This is a genomic window from Fulvimonas soli (assembly GCF_003148905.1).
In the GTDB taxonomy this organism is placed as follows: domain Bacteria; phylum Pseudomonadota; class Gammaproteobacteria; order Xanthomonadales; family Rhodanobacteraceae; genus Fulvimonas; species Fulvimonas soli.
In genome coordinates this window covers 1-22,101 of sequence record NZ_QGHC01000018.1, presented here as the reverse complement: position 1 = coordinate 22,101, position 22,101 = coordinate 1, and the positions used below count along the sequence as shown (strand labels likewise).

The window sequence follows — 22,101 nt, the reverse complement described above, 5'->3', positions numbered from 1 at the left end:
CCTACACGCCCAATGCCGGCTACACCGGCACCGACACCTACACCTACACCGTCACCAGCGGCGGCGTCACCGAGACCGCCTCCGTCACCGTCACCGTCGGCAACACGCCGCCGGCCGCGGCCGGCCACGCCACGGTGGACGAGGCCGGGCTGGTCGACGGCAGCGGCGCGCAGACGACCGCCGGCACCATCGACATCGCCGCGCCGCTGGGCCTCGACTCGGTCACCATCGGCGGCCGCACGCTCAGCGCGGAGCAGCTCGCCGCGCTGAGCCCGGAACACCCGGTGACCATCGCCACCGCCGACGGCACGCTGGTCCTCACCGGCTTCACGCCGACCGCCGCGACCGGCGGCGTCACCACCGCCGGCACGCTGGCCTACAGCTACGCGCTCGGCGGAGCGGTCGCGCAACCGGGCGCGGACCACAGCAGCGACGTCATCGCGATCACGGTGAAGGACACCATCGGCGGCTCGTCGAACGGCAGCCTGGTGGTGGACATCGTCGACGACGTGCCCACCGCGCGCGACGACGCGGCCGCCATCGACCAGGACGCCTCGCAGCGCACCGCCTCGGGCAACGTCTTCACCGGCGACGGCTCGCCGAACGGCGCGGACCGCATCGGCGCCGACGGCGCGGGCGCCGGCGGCCCGGTCACCGCCGTGGCCTCGGCCAACCTCGGCCAGGCCGGCACGATCGGCGGCGCCAGCCGCGGCGAGTACGGCACGCTGACGCTCAACGCGGACGGCAGCTACAGCTACGCGCTGGACCCGTCCAACCCGCAGGTCGCCGCGCTGGACAGCAACCGCACGCTGGCCGAGGTGTTCGTCTACACCATCACCGACGCGGACGGCGACACCAGCCAGGCGCGGCTGACCATCACCATCCGCGGTGCGACCCCGCCGATCCAGGCGCGCTGGGGCGACCAGATCTTCCCGATCGCCTACGAGCACGCGATGCGCGACATCCGCCAGGGCTACGAGCCGGCGCTGTTCATCCTGCCCGCCCTGGACGAGGTGCAGCGCGACACGCAGCGCGACGAGGCCGCGCTGATCGCCGGCTTCGACGCCGCCGCGGCCGACGCGGCCGCGACGCCGCTGGATGCCGGCGACGCGCAGCACGTGCTGCGCGACGGCGTGGCGTTCTCCCGCCGCCTGCTCGCCGAGATCCGCGGCAGCGCGCGGGTGTCGCCCAACGGCTTCGGCCTCGGCTCGCGCGCGCTGTGGGACGACTTCACGCCGTTCGCGCCGCGGCGCGTCGCCGACCCGGAACAGGCGGGCCGCCCGGCGCACGCCGAGGGCCGCCACGGCGAGCGCCACCATGCCCGGCCCGATGCGCACGGCCACCGGGACCGGCCGCAGGCCGCGCACGGTGCCGCCACGCCCGCGCCCCATGCAGGCGACGCCGGCCATGCCGAGGCGACGCTCCTCGTGCCGGCGCCCGCGGCGCCGCCGGCCGGCGCGCCTTCGCTCAGCGCGCAGATCGCGGCGCTGGCCCACGCCGCCGCCGCGCCGGTGCCGCCGCAGGTCGCCGCAACGCTGCTCGCTTCCGCCCGCCCCTCCACGCCGCCCCGCCATTGATCGCCATGCCGGCCATGCACCCGACCCGATCCACGAAATCAGGGAACTCCATCATGTCCAACCTCGATGCCACGACGCCCCCGCCGCGCCTGCGGTCGTCCCTGGCCGTCCCGCTCGCCGCCGCGCTGTCCGTGCTGCTGGCCGCCTGCGGCACCGTCAAGCCCAAGCCGCTCACCCACGACGAGATCGCCGGCCGGGTCGAGCGCGACCGCCAGGCCATGTACAAGGACCAGGAGCCGCTCAGCGGGCCGCTGACGCTGTCCGACGCCATGGCCCGCGCGCTCAAGTACAACCTCGACTACCGGCTCAAGCTGATGGAGACCGCGCTCTCCCGCGGCCTGCTCGACGTGTCCGAGCTGGACATGCTGCCGAAGCTGATGGCCGACGCCGGCTACCGCTGGCGCAACAACGACTCCGGCGGCACCAGCATCGGCATCGAGGACCGCGTGGTGAGCCTGCGTCCCTCCACCTCGGAGGAGCGCGTGCACTACCTGGCCGACGCCACCCTGTCGTGGGACGTGCTGGACTTCGGCCTGAGCTACTACCGGGCCAAGCAGCAGGCGGACGACGTCAACATCACCGAGGAGCGCCGCCGCAAGGTGCTGCAGAACATCGTGCAGGACGTGCGCGACGCCTACTGGCGCGCGCTCGGCGCGCAGCGCCTGCTGGGCGAGGCGCAGAGCCTGGCCGACGACATCCAGTCGGCGCTGGAGAAGACCCGCCAGGCCGAGCGCGCCGGCGTGCTGCCGCCGACCGAGGGCCTGGAATACCAGCGCGCCCTGCTCGACGCGATGACCCTGGTGAACGAGAAGCGCCAGGAGATGGAATTCGCCAAGCGCGAGCTGGCCGCGCTGATCAACCTGCCGCCCGGCACCGCCTTCACCCTGCAGGACACCGCCGAGCCCGCGCTCTCGCAGGTGCCCGGCGACATCGACCAGCTCGAGCGGATGGCGCTGGAGCAGCGTCCCGAGCTGCGCGAGGAGGACTACCGCGCGCGCATCGACGCCGTCGAGGCCAAGAAGCAGATCGCCGCGCTGTTCCCCAACCTCAACCTGTTCGCCGGCGTCGGCTACGACTCCAACAAGTACCTCTACAACAACAACTGGGCGCAGGGCGGCGTGAGCCTGTCGATGAACCTGTTCCGCCTGGCCGGCGTGCCGGCGATCAAGCGCACCAACCAGGCGCGCCTGCAGGTGGACGACGCGCGCCGCATGGCGCTCAGCATGGCCGTGCTCACCCAGGTGCGCGTGTCGGTGGAGCGCTACAAGCTGGCGGTCTACGACCACCGGCTGGCGCAGGAGTCCGCGCAGGTGGACCAGCGCCTGGCCAGCATCGCCCGCGCCGGCTCGAGCAACCAGCTCACCAGCGACCTGGAGACGCTGCGCACGCGCGCCCGCTCCGTGGTGTCGCGCTTCCAGGAGGCGTCCTCCTACGCCGCCGCGCAGTCCGCCTACGGCCGCATCCTCGACTCGGTCGGCATCGACCTGATGCCCGAGCAGGTGAACGGCACCGACATCCCCGCGCTCTCGCGCGCGATCCAGGCCAGCCTGGTGGACGGCGAGAAGCAGGTGTTCGCCCAGAGCGCCGACGCCGCCGCGGTGAACCGGCCGATCCGGCTGCAGGTGGACGGCCTGCCGGCGAACGTGGACGGCGCGGCCGTGCGCGCCGCGGTGGGCCGGGTGGTGACCGGCAACCAGCTCGCGCTGGGCGATGCCGGCGACGGCCTCGTCCTCGCGCTGCGCTTCAGCACGGCGCCGGACCGCGCCGCCCGGCGCGCGCGCTGGGACGTGTCCGTGCTCGACCATGGCGGCAAGCGCCTGTTCGCGCAGAGCTACGGCAGCTACCTGCCCAACGACGCCTCCACCCGCGCGATCAGCGCGCTGGCCGAGGCCGCCACGCTGTCGGTGCTGGGCGACATCCGCCGCCTGGCCGGCGCGCCGGCGACGGCCGACGCCGGCACGCCCTGACGATGGGAGCGTTCGTTCCGAACCGTGGCCGCGCCGCCATGAAGCAGCCGTCCCGGTGGACCGGCCTCGGCGCGCTGGCCGTACTGGGGCTGCTGGCCTGGCCCGGCCATGCCGCCGGCCAGTCCGCGCCGCCGGCCGCGCCGCCCCAGGCGACGGCGCCGGTCCGCTTCCTGGTGGCGGCGAACCGCGAAAGCCCGCTGTCGGCCGTCGTGGCGGGGCGCGTCGCGCGCATCTACGTGCAGCTCGGCGACAGCGTGCGCGCCGGCAAGCTGCTGGTCTCGCTCGACTGCGGCGACCTGGAGGCCAAGCGCGCCGCCGCCGCCGCGGAATACGACGCGGCGCAGTTGCGCTACGAGGCCAAGGCCAAGCTGCAGGGCCTGCAGTCGGCCGCCGCGCTCGAGGTCGAGCTGGCGGCCGCCGACGTCAACCGCACGCGCAGCCAGATCCGCGTGCTCGACGCGCAGCTGGCGCAGTGCCGCTTCGTCGCCCCGTTCGACGGCCGCGTGGCCCGCGTCCACGTCAAGGAGGGCCAGGGCGTGGCCGCCGGCGAGCCCGTCGTGGACCTGGTCGGCAGCGGCGTTCCCAAGGCCCGCCTGAACGTGCCCTCCGGCTGGACCGGCTGGCTGAAGATCGGCTCGCAGCTCAACGCCACGGTCGACGAGACCGGCGAGAACTACGTCCTCGGCGTCACGCACATCAGCGGGCGCGTGGACGCGGTGAGCCAGACCATCGAGATCGAGGCCGACTTCAAGGGCGACGCCTCGCGCGTGCTGCCCGGCATGAGCGGCCGCGCCTGGCCGGCCCGGGCCGTCGGCAGGAACTGACGGAACCGCACGGCACGTGAGCACCTCCGCCTTCTTCTACGCCCTGGCGGCCCGCGTCGAGTCCGCGCGGACGCCCGCCGAGCTGGGCTTCGTGTTCTGCAACGAGACGCGGCTGCTGGTCGACTACCGCCAGGCCGCCCTGCTGTCGGCCGCGCCCGGGCAGCGGCCGCGGCTGCTGGCGCATTCGGGGCTGGCCGAGGTGGACGCGAACACGCCCTACGCCCTGTGGCTGGCCGAGGTGGCGCAGCAGGCGCGCGCGCGCATCGCCGCCCTGCCCGCGACGATGCGCGTGCTGGCGCTGGCGCCGGACATGCTGGGCGAGGAGGTCGCGCGCGACTGGTCCGAATGGCTGCCGGCGCACGTCTGGGTGCTGGCCCTGGGCGGCCCCGACGGCGAGGTCCGGGCGCTGCTGCTGCTCGCGCGCGACACCCCGTGGGGCACGGCGCTGGGCGCGGACGGCCCGGAGTACGCGCTGCTGCAGCTGGCCAACCTCTACGGCTACGCCTGGTGGGCGGTGGCGGCGCGGCCCTCGCGGCTGCGGCGGTGGTGGCGCGCGGCCGCCACCGGGCGGCGCCTGCGCCAGGCCGCGCTGGTCCTGCTGCTGATCCTGTTCGTCCCGGTCCGCGAGTACACGCTGGTGCCCGCGGAGGTGATCTCCACCCGCAGCGAGGTGATCGCCTCGCCGCGCGACGGCGTGATCCGCCGCATGGCCGTGCCGCCCAACACGCCGGTGAAGGCCGGCCAGGTGCTGGCCGAGCTGGACGACACCACGCTGCGCAACCGCCTGGAGGTGGCGAAGGCCGAGCTGGCCACCGCCAGCACCGAGATGCACCAGGCCTCGCAGCAGGCGATCGAGAGCCAGAGCGCCAAGGCCGACCTGGGCATCGCCGAGGGCAAGTGGCGCGAGCGCCAGGTCGAGGTCGCCTCGCTGCAGCGCGAGATGGACAAGCTCGCGATCAAGGCGCCGGTGGACGGCGTGTTCGTCTATTCCGATCCGGACGACTGGGCCGGGCGCCCGGTGCAGACCGGCGAACGGATCGGCCTGCTCGCCGATCCCCGCGCGCTGGGCGTGCGCGCCTGGGCGCCGGTCAGCGAGCCGACCAACCTGCAGGCCGGCGCGCCGATGACGCTGTTCCTGCGCGTGGCGCCGCTGCACCCGATCAGCGCCCGGCTGGACTCGGCGGGCTACCAGCCGGTCGAGGCGCCCAACGGCGTGGCCAGCTACGTGCTGCGCGGCACGCTGGACGGCGCCACGCGCGAGGCGCGCATCGGCCTGCAGGGCACCGCGCGCGTGTCCGGCCGCTGGAGCGTGCTCGGCTACCTGCTGCTGCGCCGGCCGCTGGCCACGCTGCGCTCCTGGTGCGGCTGCTGAGATGGCGGCGATCGCGTCCGACGCCGTGCCGATGGCCGCCGCGGGGCGGCCCTGGCCGCTGCTGCGCGAGGAGCTGCAGCTCCACCCGGCCAGCCGCAACCGCGACGGCTCGCCGGCCTGGCACCTGTCCGACCCGGTCCGCAATCTGTTCTTCCGCATCGGCTGGTTCGAGCTCGAGGTGCTGCGCCGCTGGGCGCTGGCCGACCCGGAGCGGATCGCCGCGAGCATCGCCGCCGAGACCACGCTGGCGCCGGAGCCCGAGGACGTGCTCGGCGTGCTGCAGTTCCTGCAGCAGCACGACCTGCTGCGCGAGGCGCGGCCGCGGCCGCCGCGCTCCATGGCCCGCTGGCTGCTGCAGAACTACCTGTTCATCCGCATCCCGCTGCTGCGCCCCGAGCGCCTGCTCAGGCGCTGCCTGCCGCACGTGCGCTGGATGCTCGGCGCGCGCTTCCTGCTGCTCACCCTGGCCGTCGCCGTCGCCGGCCTGCTGCTGGCCGCGCGCCAGTGGGACGCGGTGCTGGCCAACCTGCGCGGCGCCCTGAGCTGGGACGGCGTGTTCGCCTTCGCCGGCGCGCTGGTGTTCTCCAAGCTGTGGCACGAGCTCGGCCACGCCTTCGTGGCCACCAGGCACGGCGTGCGCGTCGGCCACATGGGCGTGGCGCTGCTGGTGATGTGGCCGATGGCCTACACCGACACCGGCGAGAGCTGGAAGCTCGACCGCTCGCACCGCCGCCTGGCGATCGCCTCGGCCGGCGTGCTGGCCGAGCTGGTGCTGGCCGCCTGGGCGACCTTCCTCTGGTCGTTCGCGCCGGAGGGCAACTTCAAGAACGCGCTGTTCTTCCTCGGCACCACCGCATGGGTGCTCACCGTCGCGGTGAACGCCAGCCCGTTCATGCGCTTCGACGGCTATTTCATCCTGGCCGACGCGCTGGACTATCCCGGCCTGCACGAGCGCGCCGGCCGCTGGGCCAAGCGCTGGCTGCGCCGCCTGCTGCTGGGCCTGCACGACCCGGCGCCCGACGCGGTGTCGCCCGCCTTCGCGCGCTTCCTCGCCCTCTTCGCCTTCGCCACCTGGCTCTACCGGCTGGTGCTGTTCGTGGGCATCGCGCTGGTGGTCTACCACGCCTTCTTCAAGGCGCTGGGCCTGCTGCTGTTCTTCGTCGAGATCTACACCTTCGTGTGGCGGCCGGTGCATGCCGAATGCAGGACCTGGTGGGCGCGGCGCGCGGAGATCGACCCGCGCCGGCTCGGGCGCAACCTGCTGGTGCTGGGTGCGCTGGCGCTATTGCTGCTGGTGCCGTGGTCCGGCCGCATCGCCGCGCCGGGCGTGATCCAGGCCGGCGCGGAGCAGGCGGTGTTCACCCCGTTCCCGGCCCGGATGGAGCGGGTCGGCGTCGCCGAGGGCGCGGCCGTGAAGGCCGGCCAGGTCATGTTCGAGCTGGCCGCCCCCGCGCCCCGCGACGAGGAAGCCAAGGCCCGCGCCATGCGCGACGCCTACGAGGCCACCGCACGCGGCGCCGCCGCCCTGGCCAGGGACGGGGTCGCGCGGCAGGTCCTGGCCGAGCAGATGGCGGGGCAGTACGCGGCGCAGCTGAGCGCCAGCGCCGCCGAGCTGCGCCGCCTGCAGCTCGCCGCGCACCTCGACGGCGTGGTGCGCGACCTCGACACCAGCCTGCGGCCCGGCACCTGGGTCTCGCCCGGCACGCGCATCGCCACCGTGGTGGGCGACGGCACCCGCTGGCGCGTCGAGGCCCTGGTCCCCGAGGCGGACCGCCTGCGGCTCGTTCCCGGCGGCGAGGCCACCGTCTACGTCCGCGGGCGCCTCGGCCGCCTGCAGGGACGCATCGTCACGGTGGACAACAGCGCCGTCGAACGCCTGCCCAGCGTGGCGCTGGCCAAGAACCACGGCGGACCGATCCCGCTCAATCCCACCGCGCCGGCGAAGGAGCTGCGCCCGGCCACCGTCTGGTACCGCGTGCTGGTCGAAGGCGGCGGCCTGGACCGCCCGCTCGCCACCGAGCGCGAGGTCCGGGTGCAGTTCGCCGGCACGCGGCAGAGCCTGGCGCGGCGCTGGATCGACAGTTTCCTGCTCACCCTGCTGCAGCAGACCGGCCTCGGCAAGGACGGCTGAAGGCCGCGCGGGGAAGCGGGGAACCGCCCGCAGTTTTGCCGGGGCGCCCTGCTATAGTTCCGGCCATGAGCACGCCCGACCCCGTCCAGCACGAGATCGACCTCCTCAGCCAGCAGATCGACCGCCTGCTGGAAACCCTGCGCCGCCTCCACGAGGAGAACCGCAGCCTGCGCCACAGCCAGGAGCAGCTGGCCACCGAGCGGGCGGGCCTGATGGCGCGCAACGAGCAGGCGCGCAGCCGCGTCGAGGCGATGATCCAGCGCCTGAAGGCGCTCGAGAACAACAGCTGATCCCATGAGCACTCCCAGCGAACCGGTCGCGCTGCGACTGATCGACCGCGAATTCCTGATCGCCTGCGCGCCGGAAGAGCGCGAGGGCCTGCTGCAGGCGGCCGCCTACCTCGACCGCAAGATGCGCGAGCTGCGCGCCAACGCCAAGACGCCCGGCTTCGACCGCCTGGCGGTGCTGGCGGCGATCAGCATCACCCACGAGTTCCTGGCCCTGCGCAAGCAGCACGAAGGCAGCGGGCACGACGTGGGCGAACGCCTGGCCGCGCTGCGCCGGCGGCTGGACGCGGCGCTGGAGGCGCAGGCGGGATCGCGCTGAGCGGTCCCCGCGGCCGTCCCGCACGAGGCAACGCGCGGCCTTGCGCCCGCCTCCCGCTTTCGCGGCCGGAGGCCGCTCCCACAGGGTTGCGGCAAGCCTTGTGGGAGCGGCGGCCTCCGGCCGCGAAAACCGGCCACCCCGCAGCCCCGTCCAGCCGCGAAAACCCGGCCACCCGCCGCCCCGTCCCGACGACGGGACAACACGCCGCAGTGGCGCCGCAACCCGCGCGGCCTTAAAATGGCACCCGGCGTTTTCTGCGGTGTACGCCAGCACACTCTTACATTTGCCTTGTTCCTATATACGGCCCCGGGTCGGCTTTTCATCGGCTGTTGCGCAGGTCCGCCCTCGAGCGGAAAGCCTTGAGGCCATGATCGCCCTCCCACCTGATCCAGCGTGGATCAAGGTCGTTTGGTGGGCAGCGGCATCGCGGTTGACGCCACCTTTTTACCGCTCCGTCCGACCAGTTCCGACATCGGGCGGGCCCGCGGACCGCCCGCAGCACGCGCTGCGGGCGTTCTCTTTGAGGAGACGCGAAACGTGGACGCCCTCGCCCAACGCCGCGAACTGCGCCAGCGCCTCGCCGACCGCCGCCGCGCGCTGTCTCCCGCCCAGCGCATCGCCGCCGCGCAGGGCCTGCGCCGCAGCCTGGAGCAGCTGCCCGAGTACCACACCGACGCCCGCGTGGCCGGCTACTGGGCCTGCGACGGCGAGCTGCCGCTCAACCTGGTCATCCCGCCGCTGCTCGCGCGCGGCCAGCAGTTCCTGCTGCCGCTGCTGGAGCGCGACCGCAGCCTGCGCTTCGCGCCCTGGCAGCCGGGCCAGGAGGTGCAGCCCAACCGCCACGGCATCCCCGAGCCGGCGGCGCCGCGCGAGTGGTACGCGCCGTTCCAGCTCGACCTGGTGCTGGTGCCGCTGCTGGCCTTCGACCGCCGCGGCCACCGCCTCGGCACCGGCGGCGGCTACTACGACAGGAGCTTCGCCTTCCTCAGCGAGCAGCTGCGCCCCACCGAGCCGCTGCTGGTCGGCATCGCCTACGACTTCCAGGAACTGCCCGCGATCGAGGCGGCCGCCTGGGACGTGCCGCTGGACTACGTCGCCACCGACCGCGAGCTGATCGACTGCCACGCCCACGACGGACGCGCCGCATGAACCACTGGCTGATGAAGTCCGAGCCGGACGCCTTCTCCATCGACGACCTCAGGCGCCGGAAGCAGGAGCCCTGGGACGGCGTGCGCAACTACCAGGCGCGCAACTACATGCGCGCGATGCGCGCGGGCGACAAGGTGTTCTTCTACCACTCCAACTGCGCCGAGCCGGGCATCGCCGGCATCGCCGAGGTCGCCGTCGAGGCCTATCCCGACCCCAGCCAGTTCGATCCCGGGAGCAAGTACTTCGACCCGGCCAGCTCGCGCGACGCGCCGCGCTGGTCGCTGGTGGAGGTGAGGTTCGTGCGGAAGCTCAGGCGCACGATCGCGCTGAAGGAACTGCAGGCCGATCCCGCGCTGGCCGCCATGCCGCTGGTGCGCAAGGGCAACCGCCTCTCGGTGATGCCGGTGGACGCCGCCGAGTGGGCGCACGTCCTTTCGCTCGAATGAACCCCCTTCCATCTTCCGAGGCCCTCCGCATGAGCAACGCCAGCAACGACACCGCCGCGCAGAAGCGCCTGGCCGGCGAGACCGCGATCCGCTACGTCGAGGAAGGCGCCGTCGTCGGCGTCGGCACCGGCTCCACCGTGGCCTACTTCATCGACGCGCTGGCGACCGTCAAGGAGCGCATCCGCGGCGCCGTGTCCAGCTCCGAGCAGTCCACCGCGCAGCTCAGGAAGCACGGCATCGAGGTGCTCGACCTCAACGCCACCGGCCCGCTGGCGCTGTACGTGGACGGCGCCGACGAGTGCGACCCGCACAAGCGGCTGATCAAGGGCGGCGGCGCCGCGCTCACCCGCGAGAAGATCGTCGCCGAGGCCAGCGCGAAGTTCGTCTGCATCATCGACGCCAGCAAGCGCGTGGACGTGCTGGGCCGCTTCCCGCTGCCGATCGAGGTGATCCCGATGGCGCGCAGCCTGGTCGGGCGCGAGATCGTCGCGCTGGGCGGCAACCCGGTCTGGCGCGACGGCGTGGTCACCGACAACGGCAACTGGATCATCGACGTGCACGGCTGGCAGATCGCCGACCCGGTGGCGCTGGAGCGCGAGCTCAACCAGATCCCCGGCGTGGTCGCCGTCGGCCTGTTCGCGCGACGGCCGGCCGACGTGGTGCTGGTCGGCGACCGCGAGATGTGAACCGCGCCGCCCGCGCGCCCACCCGCGCGCGGGCGGCCCCGAAGGCGCATGCCCGGGATGGACGATCCATGCAGTCGATAGAGGTGGTGCTGGCGATGCTGCTGGCCCTGGTCGGCAGCAGCTACCTGGTGCGCGTCCTGCCGTTCTCGCTGCCCCTGCCGCTGGTGCAGGTCGGGCTGGGCGCGCTGATCGCCGCGCTGACCGGGCGCAGCGTGCGGCTCGACCCGGAGATCTTCTTCCTGCTGTTCCTGCCGCCGCTGCTGTTCCTGGACGGCTGGCACATCCCCAAGGAGGGCCTGCTGCGCGACCGGCGGATCGTCCTGCAGCTGGCGTTCGGCCTGGTGGTGTTCACCGTGCTCGGCGCCGGCTTCCTGATCCACTGGATGATCCCGGCGATGCCGCTGCCGGTGGCCTTCGCGCTCGCCGCGATCGTGTCGCCGACCGACCCGGTGGCGGTCTCGGCCATCGCGGCGCGGGTGCCGATCCCGAAGCGGCTGATGCACATCCTGGAAGGCGAGTCCCTGCTCAACGACGCCTCCGGCCTGGTGTGCTTCCGCTTCGCGGTGGCCGCGGCGCTGACCGGCAGCTTCTCGCTGCTGTCGGCCTCGCTGACCTTCCTGTGGGTCGCGCTGGCGGGCCTGGCGGTGGGCGTCGGCTTCACCTGGGGCATCGCGCTGGCGCAGCGCGGGCTGTCGCGGCGCTTCGGCGAGGAGAGCGGCTCGTCGATCCTGGTCAACCTGCTGGTGCCGTTCGGCGCCTACATGCTCGCCGAGCACCTGCACGCCTCCGGCATCCTCGCCGCGGTCGCGGCCGGCATCAGCATGAGCTACGTCGAGCTGAGCGGCCGCGCGCTGGCCACCACGCGGGTGCATCGCGCGGTGGTGTGGGACACGATCCAGTTCGCCCTCAACGGCATCGTCTTCGTGCTGCTCGGCGAGCAGCTGCCGGGCATCCTGCAGGGCGCGGTCGGCGCCATGCGGGAAAGCGGCCGCGGCAGCCCGTGGTGGCTGGCCGCCTACGCGCTGGCGATCAACCTGGCGCTGGCGCTGCTGCGGCTGGCCTGGGTGTGGACGACGCTGCGCCTGAGCCTGTTCAAGTCGCGCCTGCGCGGCGAGCCGGTGGAGCGCCCGCCCTGGCGGCTGGTGCTGGCCACCGCGCTCGCCGGCGTGCGCGGCACCATCACCCTGGCCGGCGTGCTGACCCTGCCGCTCACGCTGGCCGACGGCACGCCCTTCCCGGCCCGCAACCTGGCGGTGTTCCTGGCGATGGCGGTGATCCTGGTCTCGCTGCTCGGCGCCAGCCTGGGCCTGCCGCGCCTGCTCCGGGGCCTGCGGCTGCCGGACGAGCCGGCCGAGCGGCGCGAGGCGGACACGGCCCTGCGCGAAGCCGCCGCCGCGGCCATCGCCGCCGTCGAGCAGGCCCAGCACGCGCTGTCGGAAAAGAGCCCGGCGGACGCGGACGTCTACACCAACGCCGCCGCGCGCGTCATGGCGAACTACCAGCGCCGGCTGGACGGCGGCAAGCCCGGCAACATCGCCGCCGAGGAGCTGCGCAAGGCCGACGCGGCCGAGCTGACGCTGCGCCTGACCGCCCTGCAGGCCGAGCGCGAGGAGATCTTCCGCCTGGCCCGCCGCCGCCGCATCTCCGACGAGACGGCGCGCAAGCTGGTGCGCGAGATCGACCTGCTGGAAGAACGGCACACGTAGCGACGGCCACCCCGCTGCGCGGGCGGCCAGCCGTTGCCTGACCAGGCGCGGACGGCCCGGCACCAACACGGCGGTTCTCTGGCCGCTTCCACGGATCGGACGGCACGCGGGTCCCAGGCCCGCCAGACGCGCGCCCCCGCCGCATTCCACGAAGGCAGCGACAAAAAAAGCCGCCGTCCCGAAGGACGGCGGCCTCTGGCTGCCGCGGCGGCGCGGATGCGCCGCCGCCGCGGCGACCCGCGATCAGAAATCGTAGGTCACGCCGAAGCGCACGTAGCGCGGCGTCTGGCGGTAGATCACCCGCTCGTAGGCCGAGTCCGGCGTGGCCGAGCTGCTGCCGTAGCCGTAGTCGATCAGCGTCGGACGCTGCTGGTTGAGCAGGTTGAACACGTACAGGTTGAAGGCGAGCTTCTTGTCCGCCCACAGCGGGCGGTACTCCACGTTCGCCGACAGGTTGTACTGCCACGGCAGGCGGCCGGCCTTGCCCGGCGGCTGCGGGACGCCGTTGCACCAGTGGTAGGCGGCGTTGCCGTAGCCCGTCGGATCGCCATTGTCCGGGTCGGTGCCGTACGAGCCCAGGCAGCTCTTGGGCGCGCCCGAGTAGATCGCCAGGTTGCCGCCGACCAGCCACTCGTCGGTGATCTGGTAGTAGCCGTTGGCCTTGAACTGGTGCTTGCGGTCGTTCGACAGGTAGCCGTTGGAGTACTCCATCAGCTCCGGCGCGTCCCAGGCGGAGGTCGCCGAGACGTCGGTCTGGCTGATGTCGGTACGCACCTGGCCCTCGGTGTTGCCGTAGCTGCGCGAGTACAGGTAGTTGAACGAGGCGTACCACTTGCCGTCGAACGGATGCTCCAGCGAGAACTCGGCGCCGTAGTACTTGCGCTTGAGCTTCGGGAAGCCCAGCTCGTCGTTGGTGACGTGCACCGTGGTGAACGTGCCGTCCTTGTTCTCGAACACGAAGTCGTTCGCGCGGCCCGGGTTGAAGATGCGGCCCTTGGTGTCGGCGAAGTTGTCGGTGTCGATGCCCTGCGCCTCGGCCGCGGCGAGGATCGCGTCCACGCCGGTGTCGTCGATGGCGTTGCGCAGGTTGCGGTAGGTCAGCTTGGCGCCGTACACCCACGACTCGTTGAGCTGCTTCTGGAAGCCCAGGATGTACTCGTCCTGGAACTCCGACTTCAGGTCCTTGGCCGCCACGGTGCGCGGGTCCGGGGTCTGGCCGTTCTCGCCGTCCGGCGACACCGGGCCCGGGCCCAGCGGCTCGAGGCCGGTCGGCGCGCCCGTGTTCGGGTCGATGCCGGTGTAGGTGAAGTACTCGTTGGTGTACTGGCTCGGGCCGGCGCCGCGGATGGCCACCGCGTTCGGCAGCGCCAGGTAGTAGCGGCCGGCGTTGCCGAACACCTTGAAGCTCGAGTCGCCGTTCACGTCCCAGCTGAAGCCGACGCGCGGCGCCCACTGCGGCGAGGTCTGCTTGACGTAGGCCTGGCCATCGGAGTTGTAGTTGGTGAACTGGTCGTTGCGCAGGCCCAGGTTCAGCAGGAAGCGGTCGGTGACCTGCCAGCTGTCCTGGATGTACTGCGCGCGCTCCACCGTGCGCGCGTTGGCGCGCGCGCGATAGATGTAGCGGCTGACGAAATAGCCCTCGCCGCCCGGAGCGCCGACGCCCTGCGACGGGCTGATCGGGGTGTTCTCGTCGCCGGCCGCCGCCTGGTCGTAGATCCACCAGTAGCCCGGCCCGGAGGTGACCTGGCCGACGTCGAAGGCGCGCGCCGTGAGGTTGTCGATACCGGCGCTGAGCGTGTGGTCGCCCAGGTGGTAGCTCACGTCGAAGCGCAGGTTGGTGGTGTTGTTCTTGGCGTTGGTCGGATCGACGTAGCCGATGTTCTGCGAGCTGCGGATCGGCTTGCCGCCGTTCAGCGCCGGGTTCTGGTACGTCGAGCCCGAGACGTAGGCCACGTCCGGGTTGTAGTTCAGGTAGTCGGTGTGGCTGTTGAGCCGCATCTTGCCGTACATCGCGCTGATGGTCAGGTCATCGGTGATGTAGCCGGTGTACTTGGCGACGCCCATGTCGCCGCCCTGCTTGGTGCGGGCCGGATAGCCGTAGAAACTGCCCGACTGCATGGTGTCGTAGTCGTAGCGGTACTGGCTGCCGCGGTAGGAGGTCTTGTCCGACGCGCCGGTGATTTCCAGGATGTTGCTGTCGTTGATGTTCCAGTCGATCTTGGCGTACCAGCGCGGGTCCCTGTACTGGTAGTTCGTCTTGTACGGCGAGTCGAGGCTGCCGATCGAGCTGCCCTGCTGGCGCTCCACCTCGTAGGCGCCGAAGATGAACAGCTTGTCCTTGATCAGCGGGCCGCCGAAGTAGGCGCTCTCGGTGGTGGTCCAGCTCTTGTCGTCGTTGTTGTAGTTGTAGAGCTGGCCGGCCTTCGCGCCCTTGGCGTAGTAGGTGTTCGCCGCGTCCGCGCGGGCGAACTTGGGCTCCCACAGGATCTGCGCGCCGAAGTGCCACTCGTTGGTGCCGCGCTTGCCGACCTGGCTGATCACGCCGCCGTCGGAACGGCCGTACTGCGCGCCGTAGCCGCCGGACAGCACTTCCTGCTGGTCGATCGAGCCGTACGGCAGGGTGATGCCGCCGATGTTCTGCAGCGGGTCGGAAGTGTTGAAGCCGTTGATGTAGTAGGCGTTCTCGCCCACCGACGAGCCGCCGAAGGACACCACGCCGTGGTTGTTGAAGGTGTAGGCGTCGCTGCCGGCGATCACGCCCGGGGCCAGCATGGCGATCGCCTCGGCGCTGCGCGCCACCGGCAGCTTGGCCAGCTGCTCGGCGGTGATCACGGTGCGCGAGTCGACGCCGGTGACGTCGATCGCCGGCAGGGCGTTCGCGTTCACGGTGATCGCGGAGAGATCCTGCGCGTTGGCGCCGCCCGCGGCCTCGGCGGCGGCGAAGGAGACCTGCGTGCCCGCGCCCACGCGCAGCGTCACGTTCTTGCGGGTATCGACCGTCTGGCCGTCGCGGCGCAGGGTGACGGTGTAGTCGCCCAGCGGCAGCGAACCGGCGACGAAGCGGCCGCGGCTGTCCACCGGCACCTCGCGGGTCAGGCCCGTGGCGTTCTGGATCAGCACCGTCTCGCCCGGCGCCACCGGCGCGTCGCCGAAGATGCCACCCGTGGTCGACTGGCCGAACGCGATACCGGCGAAACCCGTGCTCAAGGCGACGGCGAGGGCCGTCCGGCGCAGCATGCGCGGACGACGAGAAGCCTGCAAATTCATGCAACGTACTCCCCAACTGATTTTTTAGATGGCTAAACCGAGGCAGGCGCACCTGCCTCGCTGGCTACGAGCACGATCGTCCATGTCCGCCATCCGGGGACCGTTGCTTGCACGGCGTGCCTGCGAGAAGCCAGCGCCGCAAAGGGGGATCGGCGGCTGGCGGGACAGGCTGTGGGGAAGCGGGGCTCGCGCAACGCACCCTAAGTGCAATCTCGCAAAATTTCAACACTCTCGAAAACTTCCCTTAACACGACGGCGCTGGGTCTTTCGACGCGCGAACGCATCGACGCGCGCGCTTCGCGCGCATCCGAAAATTCGCGCAGACCTTGCATCGCAAGGTTTCGCAAGGACTCCGGCGCATCGCGCATGCAGCCTTTTCCTGCACGCGCGGTGCATCGCCCGAAGGCCGAGCCGGCAGCTATCCGCGCCAATCGTCATGCACGCGGGAAGGCGTCTTCGGCGCACGGACGGAACGCGCGATGGCTCGCGCCATCGACGGAGGCATCAACGCGCGCATGGCTGCCGCACACCGGCGCAGCGAGACCGGACAGGCATTGAGTGGCCGACGCACGGCGTGATGGCCGACGTCGCCAGGCAGACGGGGAGCCGTGTCGGCCGCTTGAGAGGCAGCCGGTAGCCCTCCCGTCATCGATGGGCAGTCGCGTCGTGGAGTCGTGTCCCGCGCCTATGTGCAGCCCCCAGGCACGCCGCAACGGCCACGCCGCGCTCCGCCTTCTGTCCCCAGCGCCGCACGCGGCAACGGCCGCGTGCGATGGGCAATCGGCGGATCGCCGCCCGCTGCACCGCGATCTGCGCGGCGAACGTGCCGGAGATCGCGTCGCCCGCCTTGGCGTTGGCCAGCAGGACGCCGTAGATCTGGTCCAGATCGCGCTGCAGCTGCTTCCTCGCCGCCACCGACGGCACGCCGCGCCCCGGCCCCATCGGCACGATCACATCCCACAACGCCGGGTTGCGCAGCGCGGCCAGCGCCGCGATGCCGTACTTCTCCACCAGCCCTTCGAGGTCCAGCGCCCGCCTCTTCCGCGTCGCCATGTGCGTGCTCCCGCCGCGTCCCATGCGCGGACCGTCCACACGCTACGCCGATGCCGCCGCGCCTCCCAGCTGGCCGAAGACGATACGCCGCCTTGCCGATCCGGCCCCGCGCGCCGGGCAAAAAAAGACCCGCCGCGAGGGCGGGTCTTCGATTGGCTGGGAGACTAGGATTCGAACCTAGATAAACGGAGTCAGAGTCCGTTGTCCTACCGTTAGACGATCTCCCAAGAAACCTGTCGCGTCCGGCGCGGAATTTTACCGCACCGGATGCGGGAGAGCGATTAACGCTTCGAGAACTGCGTGGCGCGGCGGGCCTTGTGCAGGCCGACCTTCTTGCGCTCGACCTCGCGGGCGTCGCGGGTGACGAAGCCGGCCTTGCGCAGCGGCGCCTTCAGCGTCTCGTCGTACTCGACCAGCGCGCGGGCGATGCCCAGGCGGATCGCGCCGGCCTGGCCGGTGATGCCGCCGCCCGAGACGGTGACCTTGATGTCGAACTTCTCGGTGCTCTGGGTCAGCTCCAGCGGCTGGCGCACGATCATGCGCGAGGTCTCGCGGCCGAAGAACTGGTCCAGCGGCTTGCCGTTCACCTCGATCGCGCCGCTGCCCTTGCGCAGGAACACGCGGGCGGCGGAGGTCTTGCGGCGGCCGGTGCCGTAATTCTGCTGAATCGCCATGGGTGCTTCCTTAGATCTCGAGCGGCTGCGGCTGCTGGGCGGCGTGCGGATGCTCCGCGCCGCCGTACACCTTGAGCTTGCGGTACATCGCGCGGCCGAGCGGGTTCTTCGGCAGCATGCCCTTCACGGCGATCTCGATGACGCGCTCCGGGTGGGTGGCCAGCATGTCCTTCAGGCTGGTGGTCTTCAGGTTGCCGACGTAGCCGGTGAAGCGGTGGTACATCTTGTCGTCCAGCTTGGCGCCGGTGACCGCCACCTTCTGCGCGTTGACCACGACGATGTAGTCGCCGGTGTCGACGTGCGGGGTGAATTCCGGCTTGTGCTTGCCGCGCAGGCGACGGGCGATCTCGGTCGAGAGGCGGCCGAGCGTCTTGTCCGTGGCGTCGACCACGTACCAGTCGCGCTTGACGCTTTCCGGCTTGGCGCTGAACGTTTTCATCTGGAATACCTGTCTGCCGCCGCGGAGGCGGTGATCGGAATCGGTGAACAAAGGCGCGAGATGATAGCGAAGCTCTCATCCATCGCGCAAGCCCACCGACCGGCGGGCTGCGAGCTGGCGATGATAGCATGCCGGCCATGGCGCTTGAAAAGACCCCCGGCAGCCTCGCCGCGCTGGCCGACCAATGCGTGCAGTGCGGGCTGTGCCTGCCGGCCTGTCCCACCTACGCGCTGGACGCCAGCGAGACCGAATCGCCGCGCGGGCGGATCGCCCTGGCCAAGGCCCTCGCCGAAGGCCGCGCCGCCGCCACGCCCGCCCTGCGCGCGCCGCTGGACCACTGCCTGGGCTGCCTCGCCTGCGAGCGGGTCTGCCCGGCCCAGGTGCGCTATGGCGAGCTGCTGGTGCGCACGCGCGCCCTGCTGGGGCCGGCGCCGGGACGCCCGCGCCGCCTGCTGGGGCTGCTGAAGCGCCCGGCGCTGCTGCGGCCGCTGCGCCGCGCGTGCGGCCGCCTGGCCCGCGCCGCCCCGGCGCGGCGGCTGGCCCGGCGCCTGCCGGAGGCCTGGCGCGCCGCGCTGGCGCTGCTGCCGGCCGGCGCGGCGACCGCGGCCGCCGAGCCGTGCCAGCCGTCGCCCCGCCCCGCGGTGGCGCTGTTCCCCGGCTGCGTGGCCAGCGTGGAGGATGCCGAGGCGCAGCGGGCGCTGCTGGCGCTGCTGCGCGCCGCCGGCATCGAGGCGGCGGTGCTGCCGGCCTTCTGCTGCGGCGCCTTGGACGCCCACGGCGGGGAAGCCGCGGCGGCCGCGGCCGCCGCCCGGCGCGTGCGGCAGGCGTGGGAAGCCAGCGGCGCCGGGCAGCTGCTCACCGCGACGCCGGGCTGCCTCGGCACCCTGCGCCAGGCGCTGCCCGGCGTCGCGGTGGGCGACGCCTGGGAGCTGCTGGACGCCCATGCCGGGCGCCTGCGCTTCCGCCCGCTGCCGGTGCGCGCCGCGCTGCACCTGCCCTGCACCCAGGCCAACGTGGCGCGCAGCGGCGAGGCGATGCGCCGGCTGCTGGCGCGCGTCCCCGGCCTCGAGCTGCTGCCGCTGGACCTGCCGCACTGCTGCGGCGCGGCCGGCAGCCACCTGCTGGAATTCCCCGCGCGCGCCGCGCGGCTGCGCGAACCGGCGCTGCGGCGGCTGGCCGCGCTGGCGCCGGCGCGGCTGCTGTCGTCCAATATCGGCTGCCGGCTGCACCTGGCGGCCGGGCTGGCCGCGGAAGGCCGCGCGCTGCCCACGCAGCACCCGCTGACCCTGCTGGCGCAGCAACTCCTCCCGGAAACCGACGGAGCCGCCCCATGAACGTGCGCACCCTCACCCCGCTCGACCGCCTGCTCGCCGGCCTCGAGCGCGCGCTGGAAACCGTGGCCGGCCAGCCGGAGGCGGCGCGCCCGTCGCCGGCGCGCGACCTCGCCGAGGCCGAGCTGGACGCGGCCGAGCGCCGCCACGCCGCCGGCCTGATGCGCGTCAACCACACCGGCGAGGTGTGCGCGCAGGCGCTGTACGACGGCCAGGCCGCGCTGGCGCGCGACGAGGCCACCCGCGAGCACCTGCGGCACGCCGCCGGCGAGGAGACCGACCACCTGGCCTGGTGCGCCGAGCGCCTGAAGGAGCTGGACAGCCGGCCCAGCCTGCTCAACCCGCTGTGGTACGCCGGCAGCTACGCGATCGGCGCGGCCGCCGCGCTGGCCGGCGACCCGGTGAGCCTGGGCTTCGTGGTGGAGACCGAGCGCCAGGTCGAGGCACACCTGGCCGAGCACCTGGAGAGGCTGCCCGCGCAGGACGCGCGCTCGCGCGCGGTGCTGGCGCGGATGCAGGCCGACGAGGTGCGCCACGCCGACGAGGCGAAGGCGCGTGGCGGCGTCGACCTGCCGTTCCCGATCCCGGCGCTGATGCGCCTGTCCTCGCTGGTGATGAAGACCGTCGCGTACCGGCTCTGACGGCGGCGGGCTGACCGGGCCGCGGCCCCTTCGGACTGTCGTCCCGGCGCAGGGCCTGGAGCCCGTGCCGGACCCAATCCGGGACCTGGGATCGACCCCGGCCATTTCAGGCTCCCCTGGGCGAAGTGGCCTGTTCGAGCCGTGCCGTCACTGGATTCCGGCCTGCGCCGGAATGACGGGCGGAGGCATCGCGGCGACGGGGATCAGGCATCGCGGCGGCAAGGGACAGGCGTTGCCATGGGGCAACGGGCAAGACCGCCGGAACCGCAAGGCCGCTCCTCCGCCGCCACCGGCCCGCCCAACGAAAAGGCCCGCCTCGCGGCGGGCCTTTCGCGTCCGCATGCAGGAAACCCGCGGCGTCACATCAGGTTGCGGCCGTGGAACAGCTCCTCGATCTCGCGCTTGAGCAGGTGCTCGATGCGCTGGCGCTCCTTGAACGACAGGTCGTCGGCGTGCGCCTCGAACAGGTAGGTGTCCAGGTCGAAGTCCTTGATGTGCATCTTGGTGTGGAAGATGTTCTCCTGGTACACGTTGACGTCGAACATCTCGTACTTCTGCTTGATGTGCCGCGCCAGGTAATCCTGCACCGAGTTGATCTTGTGGTCGATGAAGTGCTTCTTGCCGCGCACGTCGCGGGTGAAGCCGCGCACGCGGTAGTCGCAGATCACGATGTCCGACTCGAAGCTGTCGATCAGGTAGTTCAGCGCCTTCAGCGGCGAGATCACGCCGCAGGTGGCCACGTCGATGTCCGCGCGGAAGGTCGCGATGCCGTTGTGCGGGTGCGTCTCCGGGTAGGTGTGGACGGTGATGTGGCTCTTGTCCAGGTGCGCCACCACCGCGTCGGAGATGGTGTCGCGGCCGAGCTTCTCCACCACCGGCTCCTCGGAGATGAGGATGGTGACGGAGGCGCCCTGCGGGTCGTAGTCCTGGCGCGCGATGTTGAGGATGTTCGCGCCGATGATCTCCGCCACGTCGGTGAGGATCTGGGTCAGGCGGTCGGCGTCGTACTGCTCGTCGATGTACTCGATGTAGCGGCGGCGCTGGTCCTCCGACACCGCGTAGCAGATGTCGTAGATGTTGAAGCTCAGGGCCTTGGTCAGGTTGTTGAAGCCCTGCAGGCGCAGGCGCGGGAGCGGTTTCACCACGGCGACTCTCCATGGCCGGGACGCGGCCAGCAGATGAGGCGGGTTAGCAGCAAGGGTCCCCGCTGGACGACCGGACGGCGCGGAACCCTCATTCCGCGCCGTCCCACGGACGGCCGCGTTACGGGCGCGCGGCCGAAAGACTGCGAAGTATGCGGCAAAATTTCGAAAAACAGAACCTTCGGCAAGCCGGCGGGGTTTGCCATAATGCCCGGATCAGGGGAAAGTCAGGTTCACTCCGGCCGCCGTCACGGCGGCGGCGTCCGGCAACAGCAACTTCATTCGGTAACCGATCCGTGGCGCAACTCAAATATCAACTCCAGCAGGCTTTCGAACGCTCCCAGGCGCCGCTCGGCTTCGCGCCCGACCCGGCCTCGATGGAGCGCTTCCTGGCGCTATGCCACCGCCGCCGCTACCCGGGCAAGACCGCGATCATCCGCCCCGGCGACCCGGCCAACACGCTCTACTACGTGGTGGACGGCTCGCTGGCGGTGTGCACCGAGGACGAGCAGGGGCGCGAGCTGATCCTGGCCTACATCAACCGCGGCCAGTTCATCGGCGAGATGGGGCTGTTCGTGGAACAGGCGCAGCGCGAGTCGATGGTGCGCACGCGCACCCCGTGCGAGATGGCCGAGATCAGCTACGAGCGGCTGTTCCAGCTGATGGAGGGACCGCTGCGCGAGGAATGCCCGAAGATCCTGTTCGCGATCGGCTCGCAGCTCACCCACCGCCTGCTGCGCACCTCGCGCCAGGTGAGCCGGATGGCCTTCATGGACGTCACCAGCCGCATCTCGCGCACCCTGCTGGACCTGTGCCAGGAACCGGACGCGATGAGCCACCCGGACGGCACCCAGATCCGCATTTCCCGCCAGGAGGTCAGCCGCATCGTCGGCTGCTCGCGCGAGATGGTCGGCCGCGTGCTCAAGCAGCTGGAGGAGCAGCGCATGATCGACGTCTCCGGCAAGACCATCGTGGTGCGCGGCACCCGCTAGGGCCTGTCATCAATTGACTAGATAAGCGAAGCTTGGGTTTTCTTGCGAGCGCAGCCGTTCAATGACCCGACGCTATGGACTTCGAGACGATCAATGGG

The 22,101-nt window shown here is 71.9% G+C and carries 19 protein-coding genes, 1 tRNA gene and 1 other RNA gene; 15 read left to right on the top strand and 6 right to left on the bottom strand.

Features of this window, described 5'->3' with window-relative positions; genetic code table 11:
* The 12 genes from C7456_RS17255 to C7456_RS15615 form a co-directional block, all read left to right on the top strand.
* Window positions 1-1,577 (top strand): VCBS domain-containing protein (locus C7456_RS17255; protein WP_211306343.1); only part of this gene is annotated, 1,577 nt, incomplete at its 5' end.
* A 53-nt stretch (window positions 1,578-1,630) separates the two neighbouring features.
* Window positions 1,631-3,544, top strand: coding sequence for a TolC family protein (locus tag C7456_RS15665; RefSeq protein WP_109724744.1), 1,914 nt, complete (start codon window positions 1,631-1,633; stop codon window positions 3,542-3,544).
* Window positions 3,545-3,582: 38 nt separating this feature from the next.
* The gene (locus C7456_RS15660) at window positions 3,583-4,368 is read left to right on the top strand and encodes an efflux RND transporter periplasmic adaptor subunit (RefSeq protein WP_245889905.1); all 786 of its coding nucleotides are present in this window, start codon (window positions 3,583-3,585) and stop codon (window positions 4,366-4,368) included.
* 16 nt (window positions 4,369-4,384) lie between these two features.
* Entirely contained in the window at window positions 4,385-5,740 is a 1,356-nt protein-coding gene (locus tag C7456_RS15655) for an efflux RND transporter periplasmic adaptor subunit (RefSeq protein ID WP_109724742.1), read from the top strand.
* A 1-nt stretch (window position 5,741) separates the two neighbouring features.
* Complete coding sequence (locus C7456_RS15650; protein ID WP_109724741.1) at window positions 5,742-7,871, top strand: site-2 protease family protein; 2,130 nt, start codon at window positions 5,742-5,744, stop codon at window positions 7,869-7,871.
* A gap of 65 nt (window positions 7,872-7,936) precedes the next feature.
* Window positions 7,937-8,161 carry a TIGR02449 family protein gene (locus tag C7456_RS15645; protein ID WP_109724740.1) on the top strand — a complete coding sequence of 75 codons (225 nt, stop codon included), beginning with the start codon at window positions 7,937-7,939 and terminating at the stop codon, window positions 8,159-8,161.
* A gap of 4 nt (window positions 8,162-8,165) precedes the next feature.
* A complete protein-coding gene (locus C7456_RS15640) occupies window positions 8,166-8,477 on the top strand; it encodes a cell division protein ZapA (RefSeq protein WP_109724739.1) in 312 nt (103 codons plus the stop codon).
* Between the two features lie 248 nt (window positions 8,478-8,725).
* A non-coding RNA gene (gene ssrS, locus C7456_RS15635) (6S RNA) lies at window positions 8,726-8,914 on the top strand.
* A 100-nt stretch (window positions 8,915-9,014) separates the two neighbouring features.
* A complete protein-coding gene (locus tag C7456_RS15630) occupies window positions 9,015-9,626 on the top strand; it encodes a 5-formyltetrahydrofolate cyclo-ligase (protein WP_109724738.1) in 612 nt (203 codons plus the stop codon).
* The gene (locus C7456_RS15625) at window positions 9,623-10,072 is read left to right on the top strand and encodes an EVE domain-containing protein (protein WP_109724737.1); all 450 of its coding nucleotides are present in this window, start codon (window positions 9,623-9,625) and stop codon (window positions 10,070-10,072) included. Before C7456_RS15630 ends, C7456_RS15625 begins: the two co-directional genes overlap by 4 nt.
* Before the next feature lie 29 nt (window positions 10,073-10,101).
* Window positions 10,102-10,758 (top strand): ribose-5-phosphate isomerase RpiA, encoded by a 657-nt coding sequence (rpiA, locus tag C7456_RS15620; RefSeq protein WP_109724736.1) that lies wholly within the window; start codon window positions 10,102-10,104, stop codon window positions 10,756-10,758.
* 68 nt (window positions 10,759-10,826) lie between these two features.
* Complete coding sequence (locus C7456_RS15615) at window positions 10,827-12,464, top strand: Na+/H+ antiporter (RefSeq protein ID WP_109724735.1); 1,638 nt, start codon at window positions 10,827-10,829, stop codon at window positions 12,462-12,464.
* 243 nt (window positions 12,465-12,707) lie between these two features.
* On the opposite strand, the gene C7456_RS15610 is transcribed toward C7456_RS15615, so the two are convergent.
* The 5 genes from C7456_RS15610 to rplM form a co-directional block, all read right to left on the bottom strand.
* Window positions 12,708-15,671, bottom strand: a complete 2,964-nt coding sequence (locus C7456_RS15610) for a TonB-dependent receptor (protein ID WP_342767305.1) — start codon at window positions 15,669-15,671, stop codon at window positions 12,708-12,710.
* A 705-nt stretch (window positions 15,672-16,376) separates the two neighbouring features.
* The gene (locus C7456_RS15605; RefSeq protein WP_139942801.1) at window positions 16,377-16,784 is read right to left on the bottom strand and encodes a hypothetical protein; all 408 of its coding nucleotides are present in this window, start codon (window positions 16,782-16,784) and stop codon (window positions 16,377-16,379) included.
* A gap of 153 nt (window positions 16,785-16,937) precedes the next feature.
* Window positions 16,938-17,011 (bottom strand) — tRNA-Gln (locus C7456_RS15600).
* A gap of 54 nt (window positions 17,012-17,065) precedes the next feature.
* A complete protein-coding gene (gene rpsI / locus C7456_RS15595; protein WP_109724732.1) occupies window positions 17,066-17,458 on the bottom strand; it encodes a 30S ribosomal protein S9 in 393 nt (130 codons plus the stop codon).
* A gap of 10 nt (window positions 17,459-17,468) precedes the next feature.
* Window positions 17,469-17,897, bottom strand: coding sequence for a 50S ribosomal protein L13 (rplM, locus tag C7456_RS15590; protein WP_109724731.1), 429 nt, complete (start codon window positions 17,895-17,897; stop codon window positions 17,469-17,471).
* Window positions 17,898-18,034: 137 nt separating this feature from the next.
* On the opposite strand from rplM, the gene C7456_RS15585 reads away from it, so the two are divergent.
* Both C7456_RS15585 and coq7 read left to right on the top strand, forming a co-directional pair.
* Window positions 18,035-19,231 carry a (Fe-S)-binding protein gene (locus tag C7456_RS15585; RefSeq protein ID WP_245889903.1) on the top strand — a complete coding sequence of 399 codons (1,197 nt, stop codon included), beginning with the start codon at window positions 18,035-18,037 and terminating at the stop codon, window positions 19,229-19,231.
* On the top strand, window positions 19,228-19,869 hold the full coding sequence (coq7, locus tag C7456_RS15580; RefSeq protein WP_109724729.1) for a 2-polyprenyl-3-methyl-6-methoxy-1,4-benzoquinone monooxygenase: 642 nt from the start codon (window positions 19,228-19,230) through the stop codon (window positions 19,867-19,869). Before C7456_RS15585 ends, coq7 begins: the two co-directional genes overlap by 4 nt.
* Before the next feature lie 359 nt (window positions 19,870-20,228).
* Here the strand turns inward: coq7 and speD are convergent, their stop codons facing one another.
* Window positions 20,229-21,014 carry an adenosylmethionine decarboxylase gene (speD, locus tag C7456_RS15575; protein ID WP_109724728.1) on the bottom strand — a complete coding sequence of 262 codons (786 nt, stop codon included), beginning with the start codon at window positions 21,012-21,014 and terminating at the stop codon, window positions 20,229-20,231.
* Window positions 21,015-21,307: 293 nt separating this feature from the next.
* Here speD and crp point away from each other — a divergent pair, with 293 nt between their 5' ends.
* Window positions 21,308-22,003: a cAMP-activated global transcriptional regulator CRP gene (crp, locus tag C7456_RS15570; RefSeq protein ID WP_109724727.1), complete on the top strand. Its 696-nt coding sequence runs from the start codon at window positions 21,308-21,310 to the stop codon at window positions 22,001-22,003.
* The last annotated feature ends 98 nt before the right edge of the window (window positions 22,004-22,101 follow it).